The organism is Rhizobium sp. P28RR-XV (assembly GCF_012641385.1).
Taxonomy (GTDB): Bacteria; Pseudomonadota; Alphaproteobacteria; order Rhizobiales; family Rhizobiaceae; genus Rhizobium.
Genome location: NZ_JABAIG010000009.1, coordinates 116,972 through 130,068, shown reverse-complemented (window position 1 = coordinate 130,068; position 13,097 = coordinate 116,972). Strand labels below are relative to the sequence as shown.

At 60.7% G+C, this 13,097-nt stretch carries 11 protein-coding genes; 5 read left to right on the top strand and 6 right to left on the bottom strand.

What is annotated here, in order from left to right; all coding sequences use genetic code 11:
* Positions 1-5: 5 nt before the first annotated feature.
* The 4 genes from HGP12_RS19960 to edd all read left to right on the top strand — a co-directional run bounded on the left by HGP12_RS19960 (position 6) and on the right by edd (position 5,627).
* Positions 6-1,304, top strand: a complete 1,299-nt coding sequence (locus HGP12_RS19960) for an FAD-binding oxidoreductase (protein ID WP_168840982.1) — start codon at positions 6-8, stop codon at positions 1,302-1,304.
* Between the two features lie 131 nt (positions 1,305-1,435).
* Positions 1,436-2,911, top strand: a complete 1,476-nt coding sequence (zwf, locus tag HGP12_RS19955; RefSeq protein ID WP_168840983.1) for a glucose-6-phosphate dehydrogenase — start codon at positions 1,436-1,438, stop codon at positions 2,909-2,911.
* A gap of 15 nt (positions 2,912-2,926) precedes the next feature.
* The gene (gene pgl / locus HGP12_RS19950) at positions 2,927-3,625 is read left to right on the top strand and encodes a 6-phosphogluconolactonase (protein WP_168840984.1); all 699 of its coding nucleotides are present in this window, start codon (positions 2,927-2,929) and stop codon (positions 3,623-3,625) included.
* Positions 3,626-3,803: 178 nt separating this feature from the next.
* The gene (edd, locus tag HGP12_RS19945) at positions 3,804-5,627 is read left to right on the top strand and encodes a phosphogluconate dehydratase (protein WP_168840985.1); all 1,824 of its coding nucleotides are present in this window, start codon (positions 3,804-3,806) and stop codon (positions 5,625-5,627) included.
* Positions 5,628-5,668: 41 nt separating this feature from the next.
* Here the strand turns inward: edd and HGP12_RS19940 are convergent, their stop codons facing one another.
* Positions 5,669-6,499 carry a DUF3313 domain-containing protein gene (locus HGP12_RS19940; RefSeq protein ID WP_246703488.1) on the bottom strand — a complete coding sequence of 277 codons (831 nt, stop codon included), beginning with the start codon at positions 6,497-6,499 and terminating at the stop codon, positions 5,669-5,671.
* Positions 6,500-6,796: 297 nt separating this feature from the next.
* Here HGP12_RS19940 and HGP12_RS19935 point away from each other — a divergent pair, with 297 nt between their 5' ends.
* Positions 6,797-7,393, top strand: coding sequence for a TetR/AcrR family transcriptional regulator (locus HGP12_RS19935; RefSeq protein ID WP_168840987.1), 597 nt, complete (start codon positions 6,797-6,799; stop codon positions 7,391-7,393).
* A gap of 53 nt (positions 7,394-7,446) precedes the next feature.
* On the opposite strand, the gene HGP12_RS19930 is transcribed toward HGP12_RS19935, so the two are convergent.
* From HGP12_RS19930 to HGP12_RS19910, 5 genes are all read right to left on the bottom strand, one after another.
* Complete coding sequence (locus HGP12_RS19930) at positions 7,447-7,800, bottom strand: hypothetical protein (RefSeq protein WP_168840988.1); 354 nt, start codon at positions 7,798-7,800, stop codon at positions 7,447-7,449.
* 305 nt (positions 7,801-8,105) lie between these two features.
* The gene (locus tag HGP12_RS19925; RefSeq protein WP_168840989.1) at positions 8,106-9,194 is read right to left on the bottom strand and encodes an ABC transporter ATP-binding protein; all 1,089 of its coding nucleotides are present in this window, start codon (positions 9,192-9,194) and stop codon (positions 8,106-8,108) included.
* A 21-nt stretch (positions 9,195-9,215) separates the two neighbouring features.
* The gene (locus tag HGP12_RS19920) at positions 9,216-10,868 is read right to left on the bottom strand and encodes an alpha-glucosidase (protein ID WP_168840990.1); all 1,653 of its coding nucleotides are present in this window, start codon (positions 10,866-10,868) and stop codon (positions 9,216-9,218) included.
* Between the two features lie 35 nt (positions 10,869-10,903).
* Positions 10,904-12,058: a carbohydrate ABC transporter permease gene (locus tag HGP12_RS19915; RefSeq protein ID WP_168840991.1), complete on the bottom strand. Its 1,155-nt coding sequence runs from the start codon at positions 12,056-12,058 to the stop codon at positions 10,904-10,906.
* Position 12,059: 1 nt separating this feature from the next.
* The gene (locus tag HGP12_RS19910) at positions 12,060-13,076 is read right to left on the bottom strand and encodes a carbohydrate ABC transporter permease (RefSeq protein WP_168840992.1); all 1,017 of its coding nucleotides are present in this window, start codon (positions 13,074-13,076) and stop codon (positions 12,060-12,062) included.
* Positions 13,077-13,097 lie beyond the last annotated feature (21 nt).

The window sequence follows — 13,097 nt, the reverse complement described above, 5'->3', positions numbered from 1 at the left end:
CGTCCATGGCATTGCAGGAAACATGGCAGAGCCCGATTGCGCCGGGCCTTTCCTTCTACCAGGCGACCGTCGGCCCGCGTGCGAGCTATCCGCGGCTCGACGGCTCGCGCCGGACCGACGTCGCGATCGTCGGCGGCGGCTATACCGGCCTCCAGGCCGCCTATAATCTCGCCAAGGGCGGCGCCGGCGTCGTCCTGATCGATGCCAACCGCTTCGGCGACGGTGCCTCCGGCCGCAATGGCGGCCAGCTCGGCACCGGCCAGCGCTGGTGGCCGGAGGAGATGGAGGAGAAAATCGGCTACGAGCGCTCAAAAGCGCTCTTCGACCTTGCCGAGGATGCCAAGCGCCATCTGCTCGATTTCGTATCCGAGCAGGGCATCGACATCGACTTCCTGCCCGGCCAGATGAATGTCACCCACAAGCGCAGCTACAAGCGCGACTACATGGACAATGCGGAAATCGCGGCGACGCGCTACGGCTATCCGCACATCACGTTCATGGATCAGGCCGAAACCCAGGAGCGGCTGGGTTCGCAATTCTATCTCTACGGCGTCCGGGACATGGGCACAGGCCATATCCATCCGCTGAAGCTGCTCATCGGCCTTGCCCGGGTCGCGGCGGAAGCCGGTGCAGCCCTTTTCGAAATGACCAAGGCGAAGAGCTTCCGGCAATCGGGCGGCAAGACCATAATCGAAACGGATGGCGGCGAAATAACCGCCGACCGCGTGCTGATTGCCTGCAACGGCTATATCGGCAATCTCGAGCCCGTGACATCGAGCCATGTCATGCCGATCCGCTCCTTCATCGGCGCCACGGAGCCGCTCGATAAGTTTCCGAGCGTTCTGCCCGGCAATGAGGCGGTGGCCGATTCGCGGTTCGTCGTCCGCTATTTCCGCAAATCCAAGGATGGGCGCCTGCTGTTCGGCGGGCGCGAAGCCTATACATCGGACAATCCCCGCGACATAACGCAGCACATCCGCCGGCAGATCGCTGAAATCTATCCGGCGCTCGGCGATATCAAGATCGACTATGCCTGGGGCGGCTCGGTCGGCATCACCATGCCGAGGCAGCCCTTCGTGCGCGAAGTCATGCCCGGCGTCACCTCGATCGGCGGCTATTCCGGCCATGGGGTGATGCTGTCAAATTATTGCGGTAAACTCTATGCGAAAACGGTACTCGGGAATGCGGATGAACTTCACCTCTTCAGGGAGCTGAATATCCCGCCCTTCCCCGGCGGTGCGCGCATGCGGGCGCCTCTGCTGTTCCTGGCGCTCTCGTGGTTTGCGTTGCGCGACAGGTTTTGAAAACCGGAAGATGATTCCTTCCGCCGGCAATCCGCTCTAAAAAGCCGACCTGAATTTTGCGATGCACACTGGCCTTTTTAAATCGATTAGATTAAAAGAGGCCTCAACCAAGACCGATTGAGAGATAGCTCATGAGCAGCCAAATCATTCCCGTTGAACCATTTGATTATGTCGTTTTCGGCGGCAGCGGCGACCTTGCCGAGCGCAAGCTCCTGCCCGCTCTTTATCATCGTCAGATCGAAGGCCAATTTTCCGAACCGACCCGCATCATCGGCGCATCGCGCAGCGCGCTTTCCAATGAAGAATATCGCAAATTCGCCGACGCCGCCCTCAAGGAACACCTGAAGAAGGGCGAATATGACGACGCCGAGGTCAAGAAGTTCCTGGCTCGCTTGTTCTACGTGCCCGTCGACGCACGCAGCGACGCCGGCTGGGATCAGCTGAAGAAGATCCTGGATGAAGGCAAGGAGCGCGTGCGCGCCTTCTATCTCGCGGTCGCTCCGGGCATCTTCGGCGACATCTCGCAGAAGATCCATGATCACAAGCTGATCACCAAGCAGACGCGCATCGTCGTCGAGAAGCCGATCGGCCGCGACCTCGCATCGGCCCTGCAGCTGAACGACACGATCGGCAAGGTCTTCAAGGAAGAGCAGATCTTCCGCATCGACCATTACCTTGGCAAGGAGACGGTGCAGAACCTGATGGCGCTGCGCTTCGCCAACGCTCTCTACGAGCCGCTGTGGAATGCCAATCACATCGACCACGTACAGATCACGGTTGCGGAATCGGTCGGTCTCGAAGGCCGCGCCGGCTACTACGACACAGCCGGCGCCCTGCGCGACATGGTGCAGAACCATATCCTGCAGCTGCTTTGCCTGACCGCGATGGAAATCCCCTCCTCGATGGATTCCGAAGCTGTCCGCGACGAGAAGTTGAAAGTGCTGCGCGCGCTGAAGCCGATCAATGCATCCAACGTCGAGCAGGCGACGGTTCGCGGCCAGTATCGCGCCGGCGCATCCTCGGGCGGCCCGGTCAAGGGCTACCTTGATGAACTCGAAGGCGGCGTTTCCAACACGGAAACCTTCGTCGCCATCAAAGCCGAGATCGGCAACTGGCGCTGGGCTGGCGTTCCCTTTTACATCCGCACCGGCAAGCGTCTTGCCGGACGCATGTCGGAGATCGTCATCACCTTCAAGCCGATCCCGCACAATATCTTCGATCAGGCCGCCGGCCGCACCGTTGCCAACCAGCTGATCATCCGCTTACAGCCGGACGAAGGCGTCAAGCAGTCGCTGATGATCAAGGATCCGGGTCCGGGCGGCATGCGCCTGCGCAATGTCTCGCTCGACATGAGCTTCGCATCGGCCTTCAACGTCCGCAATCCGGACGCCTACGAGCGCCTGCTGATGGACGTCATCCGCTCCAACCAGACGCTCTTCATGCGCCGCGACGAAGTCGAGGCGGCGTGGGAGTGGGTCGATCCGATCCTCAAGGGTTGGGAAGAAGCAGGCCAGCAGGTGCAGGGCTATACCGCCGGTACCTGGGGTCCGAGCCAGGCTATCGCGCTCATCGAGCGTGACGGCCGCACTTGGCACGACGATATCTAATCCGGGACGATAACGATGACAGCAAATATGCATGCTTTCGCCAATGGCGCCGAACTCGCCGGCAAGCTCGCGGACAAGGTGGCCGAGACCCTCTCGGCTGCCATCGACGCGCGCGGCTCCGCAAGCATAGCGGTCTCCGGCGGCTCGACGCCGAAGGCCTTTTTCCAGACGCTGTCGTCGCGCTCGATCGACTGGGGCAAGGTGACGATCACCCTGGTCGACGAACGGTTCGTGCCGGCGGACAATCCGCGCTCGAACCACCTGCTCGTTCAGGAAAACCTGCTGAAGGATAAGGCGGCAGCCGCCAACTTCCTTCCACTCTACCAGGCTGCGGCTTCCGTCGAAGAGGCCGCCGCCATCGCCACCGAAAAGACCAAGGCTGTCGGCCGTCCTTTCGATGTCGCCATTCTCGGCATGGGCAATGACGGCCACACGGCTTCCTTCTTTCCGGGCGGCAGCAATCTCGCAACCGCACTTGATCCGAACACTCCGCGCGGCATCATCACGATGGAAGCGGAAGGTGCCGGCGAGCCGCGCCTGACATTTACCTTCTCCAGTCTTCAGGATGCCCGATTGTTGGTGCTCCATGTCGAAGGAGAAGGCAAGAAGGATGTCCTCGCCAAGGCGGAGGCAGCAGGCGAGGAAACCGAGATGCCGATCCGCGCCATGCTGCGCCGGGCCGCTTCTCCGGTCGAGATTTATTGGGCTCCGTGATACGGCCGGCAGGCTTCGTCATCGAACCCTGAAGACACAGCAACATGTGCTGCGCCATGCGCCCGCAAGGGTGCGCCGGCAGTGCATTGACTTATAAACCCCGCGCCAGGCCCTCTACCACGATAGATCGAAGCAGATCTTACGGGCACAGCGCAGAACAGACGGAGGCAGATCGACCATGGCCGCTGACGCCCGCATTTCAGCGATTACCGCACGTATCGTCGAGCGCTCGAAGCCGACGCGCGAGCGCTATCTGGACCGCCTGCGCAATGCCGCAACGAAGGGAGCGCAACGCTCCGTGCTCGGCTGCGCCAATCTTGCGCATGGCTTCGCCATCTGTTCCCCCTCCGAGAAAGAGGCACTGGCGGGAGAACAGGTGCCCAATCTCGGGATCATCACCTCCTACAACGACATGCTCTCGGCGCATCAGCCCTTCGAGACCTATCCGGCGATCATCCGCCAGGCAGCCGCAGAAGCCGGCGGCATCGCGCAGGTTGCCGGCGGCGTGCCCGCCATGTGCGACGGCGTCACGCAAGGACAACCGGGCATGGAGCTCTCGCTCTTCTCGCGCGATCTGATCGCCATGTCGGCGGCCGTCGGCCTGTCGCACAATATGTTCGATGCGGCCGTCTTCCTCGGCGTCTGCGACAAGATCGTGCCGGGCCTCGTCATCGCAGCCCTTTCCTTCGGCCATCTGCCCGCCGTCTTCATTCCGGCCGGGCCGATGACGTCTGGCCTGGCGAACGACGAAAAGTCGCGCGTACGTCAACTCTATGCCGAGGGCAAGGTCGGCCGCGCCGAACTGTTGGAAGCGGAGTCGAAGTCCTATCACGGCCCCGGCACCTGCACCTTCTACGGCACGGCCAATTCCAACCAGATGCTGATGGAAATCATGGGCTTCCATATGCCGGGCGCCTCCTTCGTCAATCCCGGCACGCCGCTGCGCGAAGCCCTGACGCGCGAGGCGACCAAGCGCGCGCTCGCCATCACCGCCATGGGCAACGAGTTCACGCCAGCCGGCGAGATGATCGACGAGCGCTCGATCGTCAATGGCGTTGTCGGCCTGCATGCGACCGGCGGCTCGACGAACCACACGATGCACATCGTCGCCATGGCGCGCGCGGCCGGCATCGTGCTCACCTGGCAGGACATTTCCGAGCTGTCCGACATCATCCCGCTGCTTGCCCGCGTCTATCCGAACGGGCTTGCCGACGTGAACCATTTCCATGCCGCCGGCGGCATGGGCTTCCTCATCAAGGAACTCCTGAAGAAGGGGCTGCTGCATGACGACGTGCGCACCGTCTACGGCCAAGGCCTCAGCGGCTACTCCATCGACGTCAAGCTCGGCGCCGACGGCAACGTCCTGCGCGAGCCGGCACCGGAAAAGAGCGCCGATCCGAAGGTGCTGGCAAGCATCGAAACTCCGTTCCAGACCAGTGGCGGCCTGAAGATGCTGCGCGGCAATATCGGCAAGGCGGTTATCAAGATTTCCGCGGTCAAGCCGGAGCGCCACATCGTCGAAGCGCCGGCCGTGATCTTCCACGATCAGCTGGAGATGCAGCAAGCCTTCAAGGACGGCAAGCTGAACCGCGATTTCGTCGCTGTCGTCCGCTTCCAGGGACCGAAGGCAAACGGCATGCCGGAGCTGCACAAGCTGACGCCGGCGCTCGGCGTGCTGCAGGATCGCGGTTTTCGCGTGGCGCTTTTGACCGACGGACGCATGTCCGGCGCATCGGGCAAAGTACCCGCCGCCATCCACGTGACGCCGGAAGCCATCGACGGCGGCCCGATCTCCCGCATCCGGGAAGGCGACATCATCCGCGTCGACGCGATCGCCGGCACGCTTGAGGTGCTGGTCGATGCCGCCGACATGGCCGAGCGCGAGCCTGTTACCGCCGATCTCTCGGAAAACGAATACGGCATGGGCCGCGAGCTCTTCGCCCCTTTCCGCCACGCCGCAGGGCCGGCGGATCAGGGCGCGAGCGTCCTGTTCCACCATTAAGGTTTTCCGCCGGAATTCCGTAAGACGACGTCGACGGCTGCTTAAAGAGCCTTCGACGCCGTTTTTTCCGCATCCGCCGGAGCCTTATCCGTCCACGCGGGCGGAAGGCCAAGGCGGGCTCCCACGAAGCCTTTCACGCCTGGGGACTTCCCGAATACCTTGCAGGCCTCATACTTGGGTGCCCTGCCGACGAGTGACGCCAGTTTTGCTCTGGATGGGAAAGAGGGCGTCGCTCCGAACGGCGTTTTTCCCTTGACCAGCATCTTGCTGAAATCACCGCCGAATTTGGCGGCAAGGCTATAGGCATCCCCTTCCCTGGCAACCGTTCCCGAATCAAGAAGTGCGTTTGCGCCGCGTCCCCAGATCATGACCGCCTTCTGCACGCCCTGGGGATCGAGAGCCTCCGCCTCGAGGGAGAGGCTGCCCATGCCGATCGGAATGCGGGGAACGGGCACGGGTACACCCGGCAGCAATATGCTCTTGCCCACGGATGCGACTTTCGAAACGCCGACAGCCGTAGCATTGGTTGCCTTGACCTGTGTCACCACGGCGCGGATGGTCAGATCCGCCGACTCGGACAGGCCGACAACGACGAAGCGCTCGCTCAATCCGGAGCAAAGCGCTCTATCGACGGCATTGGTGACGAGGTTGCGTTGCTCGGGTGTGAAGGCGGCGCTTTCAGCCCGCATCGAAAAAGCTGCCGGAACGATCTTCACGGTCTTCGCCGTCAGAACATCATCCCTGCTCACCCGAAGAAGTGAATGCGCGACCAGCCCGTCCGATCGGGTCAGGCCGTCGTAGGACCGCAAGGATCCCGCACGATCCAGCGGCGCGGCGGCGCAGCCCCCCAACAGGCTCAGTAGAACAGCCATCGAGTAAATATCGCGCCTCAGACGGCTTTCAGCGGCATTTGGACCAGAGGTCTTATTTCCATCGTGATTTGGGATTGCATTGGCTGGCATTGATGTTTGTGCTCCTGCACCCGGTTATGAACATTCAGCATCAACATTAAATATCGCACTTGGTGTAAAAATTAATGTTGGCTACTTTGCGGCAATCGGGAGGCGAGGCGAAAGAATTATTTTACCGGGAATTGCGATCTCTGAGAAAGGAGCCCGAGAGCATGCCCATGATTTGAGTGGCGCTGCGACTCATGCCAGAATGGCCGGATGCATAATGCAACCTCAAAGCCGGAAGGCCTGCGCGAGCGCAAGCGGCGCCTTACATTTCAACGCATAGCGGAAGCCGGACTGAAATCCTTTCTTGCGAAGGGATATGAGGAGACGACGATCGACGAGATTGCGGCGGCCGCCGGTATTTCCCGCCGGACTTTCTTCTATTACTTCAAAAGCAAGGACCAGATTCTTCTGGCGCACCAGCGCGGATACATGGACGCGCTTCGGATGAGCATCATGGAGAATGCATCAGCCGGGCGACCGATCGAGGTCGTTCATCAAGCCACCCTGGGACTTGTGGCTCGCCTCGAGGCGAAAGCACCGCAGCTTCTTGAGACGGCCAGGCTTTTACGTCAAAGCGAAACCCTGCACGCCCGCTCGCGAGGTAACTCTTTGCAGCTCGAGCAAATCGCCTATCAAGCCCTGTGCGAATTGTTTCCGACGAGGGATCAGGACGGTCTACGGCTGGTTTCGATGATCGCAGTGAGCCCGCTTCGCCTGTCGGTCGACAAATGGCTGCAGGAAAATGGCAGGCTGCCGCTGATTGAGTATCTTGAGGATGCGCTTCGGAAATGGCGAACGGAAATCTGATCCGCCGGCCGCATGGATTGTTGCCAGCAACTATTCCTGGCGGCGAGACTTGATCAGCCCTTGATATCGAGCACGCGGTTTTTGTGGGCCGGATGCGTGCTGTAGACGAAGATCTTGTTCATTTCCTTCTCCGTGAGGAGCCGCAGGAAACGGACTTCCACCGTATTGTTGGGGAATACCTTCATCAGAACGCAGCCGATCTTGGTGATGCGGGCGTCGGGAATATCCAGATAGAATTGCTTCGGCAGATTATACTGGGTCAGGATCGCAAGCACTGCGCTGCTCTGCGAGATGCGGATAATATCGCACCGGCGAGACGCAAGGTTCATCACACCCTTTTCGGTGTATTCGAGCCGCGCCGCGTTCATCGTATCTTCCATGCGGAACCGCACTTCGCGGTCATACATGAAGGATTCTTCTTTGTTGAGGAAATGCTGACCTGAATTAGCTCTGCCGAAAGCGGCCATCTTGGTAAATCCCTAGGGTATATTACAAAGAGGAGACTATCAGCGGGTATTTAACAGAAGGTTTGAACGCGCCAGCCCAAGTTGAATTTTGTTTGTTCATCTTAGAGCCGGATGATTTTAGGTCTGCTCGACCTAAAGTCTGAATCCGCTCTAGAATCAAATAAGTAGAGCGTGATGTCGTCCGAAAACCGCCTACACTTTTCGGCATCACGCTCCAGCTTGAGCCGGCGTCGTGCCATGAGCGCCTACTTGCGATAGGAATGTCCCTCGGCATCGAAGAGATGCAACTTCTGCCGGTCGGCAGCAAACCGCATCTTCTGGCCACGGTGGATATCGGCGATACCGGGGATCTTGACGATGATCGGCTCGCCATCGACCAGGCCTTCGATATAGAGCTGCGTCACTTCGCCGAGCGCCTCGACGATGGAAACCTCACCTTCGAAGAGATAGTCGTCACCGGCCGCGATACGCAGGTCTTCGGGACGCACGCCGAAGCTCGCCGTCTTGCCCTTCTCGGAAGCTGCCGTCGGCATGTCGAGCGTCACCGACTTGCCGCCGGTCAGCGTCACGGTCGTCGTCGCGCCGGTTTCGGTCACCGTGGCTGTAATGATGTTCATGGCCGGTGAGCCGATGAACTTGGCGACGAAGAGGTTGGCCGGGCGCTCATAGAGTTCGAGGGGCGCGCCGACCTGCTCGACGCGGCCGGCCGACAATACGACGATACGGTCGGCAAGCGTCATGGCTTCCACCTGGTCGTGCGTGACGTAGATCATCGTCGTCTCGGGCATGGAGTCGCTAAGTTTGGCGATCTCGATTCGGGTCGCGACGCGCAGGGCGGCGTCGAGGTTCGACAGCGGCTCGTCGAACAGGAAGACCTTGGGATTGCGGCAGATGGCGCGGCCGATGGCGACGCGCTGGCGCTGGCCACCCGAAAGCGCCTTCGGCAGGCGTTCCAGATATTGGGTGAGCTGCAGGCTTGCCGCCGCCTCGCGCACGCGGCGGTCGATCTCCTGCTTGCTCTCGCCGGCGATGCGCATGCCGAAGGCCATGTTGTCGTAGACGGTCATATGCGGATAGAGCGCGTAGGACTGGAAGACCATGGCGATGCCGCGCCGGGAGGGCGGCACCTCGTTCACTTTCTGCCCGGCAATCATCATATCGCCTGAGGTGATGCTTTCGAGCCCGGCGATCATGCGCAGCAAGGTGGACTTGCCGCAGCCGGACGGGCCGACGAAGACGATGAATTCGCCCTCGTTGATCTCCAGATCGATGCCGTGCAGCACATGCACGCTGCCGTAGGATTTCTTGATATCCTTCAGAACAAGTCCCGTCATTATGCTCCCTCCTCCCAAAGGTCAGGCAAGACGCGCGAAATAAGCGCCCCAGGCCGGAATATCGATCTTGTTGCCGTAGTTGTTGCTGGTGAACCCGTGCCCCGTCAACGCCTGCCAATTGCCTTCCGGCAGCATCGCCATTGCTTCGACGGGGCTCATGTTGAAGGCGCAGAGAATGGTCTCGTCGGCGTAAGCGCGGCTGTAGACGAGCACGTCGCCCTGTGGCTCCCAGAAGGCGATCTCGCCCTTGGCGAAGGCCGGATGCTGCTTACGGAAGGCGAGGAAACGGCGATACTGCTCCAACACGGAATTTTCATCGCCCTGCTGGACGCTGACGGCGCGCAGGATGTGCTCGACCGGCACCGGCAGCCAGGGCTTGACGGTGGAAAAGCCGCCCTGCGTAACCTGGCTGTCCCAGACCATGGGCGTGCGGCAGCCGTCGCGTCCCTTGAACTCCGGCCAGAACTGGATGCCGTAAGGATCCTGCAGGTCCTGATAGGCGAGATCTGCTTCCGTCAACGCCAGTTCCTCGCCCTGATAGAGGCAGACGGAGCCGCGTAGCGTCAGCAGCAGCGCCGCGTAAAGCTTGGCGAAAGCATCGCGATCGGCGACCAGATTGCCCCAGCGGCTGACATGGCGCACGACGTCATGATTGGAGAACGCCCAGCAGGCCCAGCCCTCCGGAGCCGCGGCGGCAAAATCCTTCATGACTTCCTCGACGCGGTCCGGCGACAGCGCGTCCGGCGACAGGAATTCGAAGGCGTAGCACATATGCATCTTGTCGCCGCCGGAGGTATATTCGCCGACGATCTCAAGGCCACGTTGGCTGTCGCCGACTTCGCCGACGGCGGCAATGGCCGGATATTCGTCGAGGACGGCACGAAAGCGCTTCAGGAATTCCAGGTTCTCGGGACGGTTCTTGTCGTAGAGATGCTCCTGAAAATTATAGGGATTGACGGCCGGCGCGGTGGACGCGTTGCGGCGCGCAGGCTCCAGCGCCGGGTTGTCGCGCAGCTCCTTGTCATGGAAGTAGAAATTGATCGTATCGAGGCGGAAACCATCGACGCCACGGTCGAGCCAGAAGCGCACGACGTCAAGCAAGCGCTCCTGCACTTCGGGATTATGCAGGTTCATATCCGGCTGCGAGGTCAGGAAGTTGTGCAGGTAATATTGCATGCGGGTCGGATCCCACGCCCAGGCAGAGCCGCCGAAGATCGACAGCCAGTTGCTGGGCGGCGTGCCATCCGGCTTGGCGTCGGCCCAGACATACCAATCGGCCTTGGGATTGCTCTTGCTCGAACGGCTTTCGACGAACCAGGGATGACGATCCGAGCTATGCGACAGCACCAGATCGATCATCACCTTGATGCCGAGACGATGGGCTTCCGTCACCATCGCATCGAAATCGGCCAGCGAACCGAAGATCGGGTCGACGTCCTCGTAGTTGGAAACGTCATAGCCGAAATCGCGCATCGGCGAGGTGAAGAACGGCGAAATCCAGATCGCATCGACACCGAGAGCCGCGACATGCGGCAAACGGACGGCAATGCCCTTGAGATCGCCGATGCCGTCGCCGTTGGAGTCCTGATAGGAGCGCGGATAGATCTGATAGATCACGGCGCCGCGCCACCAGTCCTTGTCAACTTCCGAAGCCGATTGAAGAGCAATGCTCATGCTGAATGGGTCCTATGTGAGTATGTGTTTTTGGATCAGCCCCCCTTCACCGACCCGGCAAGCAGACCGCGCACGAGATAGCGCTGCAGACCGAAGAAGACGAGGAGCGGAATAAGGATGGTGACAAAGGCCGATGCCGTCAGGATTTCCCAATTGCCGCCGCGCGAGCCGAGCAGCGCGTTGAGAGCGGCCGTCAGGACCAGATGGTCCTTGTCGGTGCCGAGGAACACCATCGCGATCAGGAGGTCGTTCCATACCCAAAGGAACTGAAAGATCGCGAAGGAGGCCAGCGCCGGGAAGGACAGCGGCAGGATGATCTTGACGAAGATATCGAAATCGCTGGCGCCGTCGACGCGAGCGGATTCGATGATCTCCTTCGGCAGGCCGGCAATGTAGTTGCGCAGCAGATAGATGGCGAGCGGCAGGCCGAAGGCCGTATGCGCCATCCAGATGCCCGGATAGGTCTTCGACGGCACGCCGAAGATCTGGCCGATCTCGTTGTAGATGCGCAGGAGCGGGATTAGCGACATCTGCAGCGGCACGACGATGAGGCCAACGACGAGCGCGATCAGGATCGCGCGGCCGGGAAACTCCATCCAGGCCAGCGCATAGGCGGCAAAGGCGGCAATCAGGATCGGAATGATGGTTGCCGGGATCGTCACCGTCAGCGAGTTGATGAAGGATTGGCCGATACCTTCGCCACCCAGCACGTTGCGATAGTTGTCGATCGTGAATTGCGGCGGCGTGGCGACGGTCAAATAGACACGCTTGGCACGCGCATCGGCCTCGAACGGGCCGTTCTTCTGATAGCGATAGCTGCCGTCGGCATTGATGGTCAGCGTCTCGCCGTTCTCGAGTTGCGCAGGCGAGCCAGCCTTGTAGGCTGCCGGCTCCTGCACGCGCAGACCGAAAGACTGGATCTTGCCGTCGCCTTCAACGGTGAGCGCGCCTGATATCACGAAATTCGCGCCGTCCGGCTTTGCCTTGTCCGGCCCGTCGAGACGGGCGGCCGTCGTGCGGGAGGAACCGGCAAAGGCCGTCCACCAACCGGAAGCGACGATCTGATCCCTGTCGCGCAGCGCGGTGACGAAGATGCCGAGCGTCGGCAGCAGCCAAAGAAGGACGATGAGCAGCACCGCGGCATGAACGAAGATACGGGCGGGACCGATACGGCCGAGATTTCCAATCATGTCAGCGCCCCTTCGTTTCTGCGTTTGCACGACGGATGTTCCAGATCATGATCGGTGTGACCGCGACCATGATGACGAGCGCGATGACGGCGCTTCTGCCGCTGTCGCCACCGCCTCTAAACATCCAGTTGAACATCAGGTTGGCGAGAACCATCGTGTTCCACTGGCCGTTGGTCATTGTGAGAACGATGTCGAAAACCTTTAGGACGAGGATGGTGATGGTGGTCCAGACCGTGGCAATCGTGCCCCAGACCTGCGGCACCATGATCTTCCAGAAAATCTGCCAGCCATTGGCGCCGTCGATGACGGCGGCTTCGATGGTTTCTTCCGGAATGCCGCGCAATGCAGCCGAGAGGATGACCATGGCAAAGCCGGTCTGAATCCAGATCAGCATCACCATCAGGAAGAAATTGTTCCAGAACGGAATGGTGATCCAGACCTCCGGCGTACCGCCGAAAAGCTGGACGACCGCGTTCAGGAGGCCGATCTGCGTGTCGGTGCCGCCACGATATTCGTAGATGAACTTCCAAATGACCGAAGCGCCGACGAAGGAGATCGCCATCGGCATGAAGATGACCGCCTTGGCGATATTGCCCCACCAGATGCGGTCGGTCATGACGGCGATGACGAGGCCGAAGAAGGTGCAGGCCGCCGGCACGACGGCAAGCCAGAGGATGTTGTTGAAGATCGACTGGCGGAATTCGGTGTCGTTGAGCGCCCAGAGGTAGTTGGCGCCACCGACGAATTTATTGCCGTCCGGCCCGTAGAAGGACAGGATGAACGTCGCGACGACGGGATAGACGAGATAAACGGCCAGCAGGAACAGCGCCGGCCCCAGGAACAGCCAGGGGCGGATGAGACCGCGGCGTCGAAGGTTGACGGCCGCCCGATGGACCTCGTCCCCCTCCCTTGCCGGGAAGATCAAGTCCAAGAGCTTGTTGGAGAACCAGAAATAAGCGGCGCAAATGGCAACGCCGAATATCATGGCGCCAATCGCCGATACGATCTGCGAAAACATCCATTCCCTCCCCGAATTTAC

Excerpts from the sequence above, each read along its gene's own strand:
- zwf (WP_168840983.1), top strand. The coding sequence starts at position 1,436 with ATGAGCAGCCAAATCATTCCCGTTGAACCATTTGATTATGTCGTTTTC.
- HGP12_RS19925 (WP_168840989.1), bottom strand. The coding sequence starts at position 9,194 with ATGACGGGACTTGTTCTGAAGGATATCAAGAAATCCTACGGCAGCGTG.
- HGP12_RS19930 (WP_168840988.1), bottom strand. The coding sequence starts at position 7,800 with ATGTATGACCGCGAAGTGCGGTTCCGCATGGAAGATACGATGAACGCG.
- HGP12_RS19915 (WP_168840991.1), bottom strand. The coding sequence starts at position 12,058 with ATGATTGGAAATCTCGGCCGTATCGGTCCCGCCCGTATCTTCGTTCAT.
- HGP12_RS19935 (WP_168840987.1), top strand. The coding sequence starts at position 6,797 with ATGCATAATGCAACCTCAAAGCCGGAAGGCCTGCGCGAGCGCAAGCGG.
- HGP12_RS19960 (WP_168840982.1), top strand. The coding sequence starts at position 6 with ATGGCATTGCAGGAAACATGGCAGAGCCCGATTGCGCCGGGCCTTTCC.
- HGP12_RS19910 (WP_168840992.1), bottom strand. The coding sequence starts at position 13,076 with ATGTTTTCGCAGATCGTATCGGCGATTGGCGCCATGATATTCGGCGTT.
- HGP12_RS19920 (WP_168840990.1), bottom strand. The coding sequence starts at position 10,868 with ATGAGCATTGCTCTTCAATCGGCTTCGGAAGTTGACAAGGACTGGTGG.
- HGP12_RS19940 (WP_246703488.1), bottom strand. The coding sequence starts at position 6,499 with ATGGCTGTTCTACTGAGCCTGTTGGGGGGCTGCGCCGCCGCGCCGCTG.
- pgl (WP_168840984.1), top strand. The coding sequence starts at position 2,927 with ATGACAGCAAATATGCATGCTTTCGCCAATGGCGCCGAACTCGCCGGC.
- edd (WP_168840985.1), top strand. The coding sequence starts at position 3,804 with ATGGCCGCTGACGCCCGCATTTCAGCGATTACCGCACGTATCGTCGAG.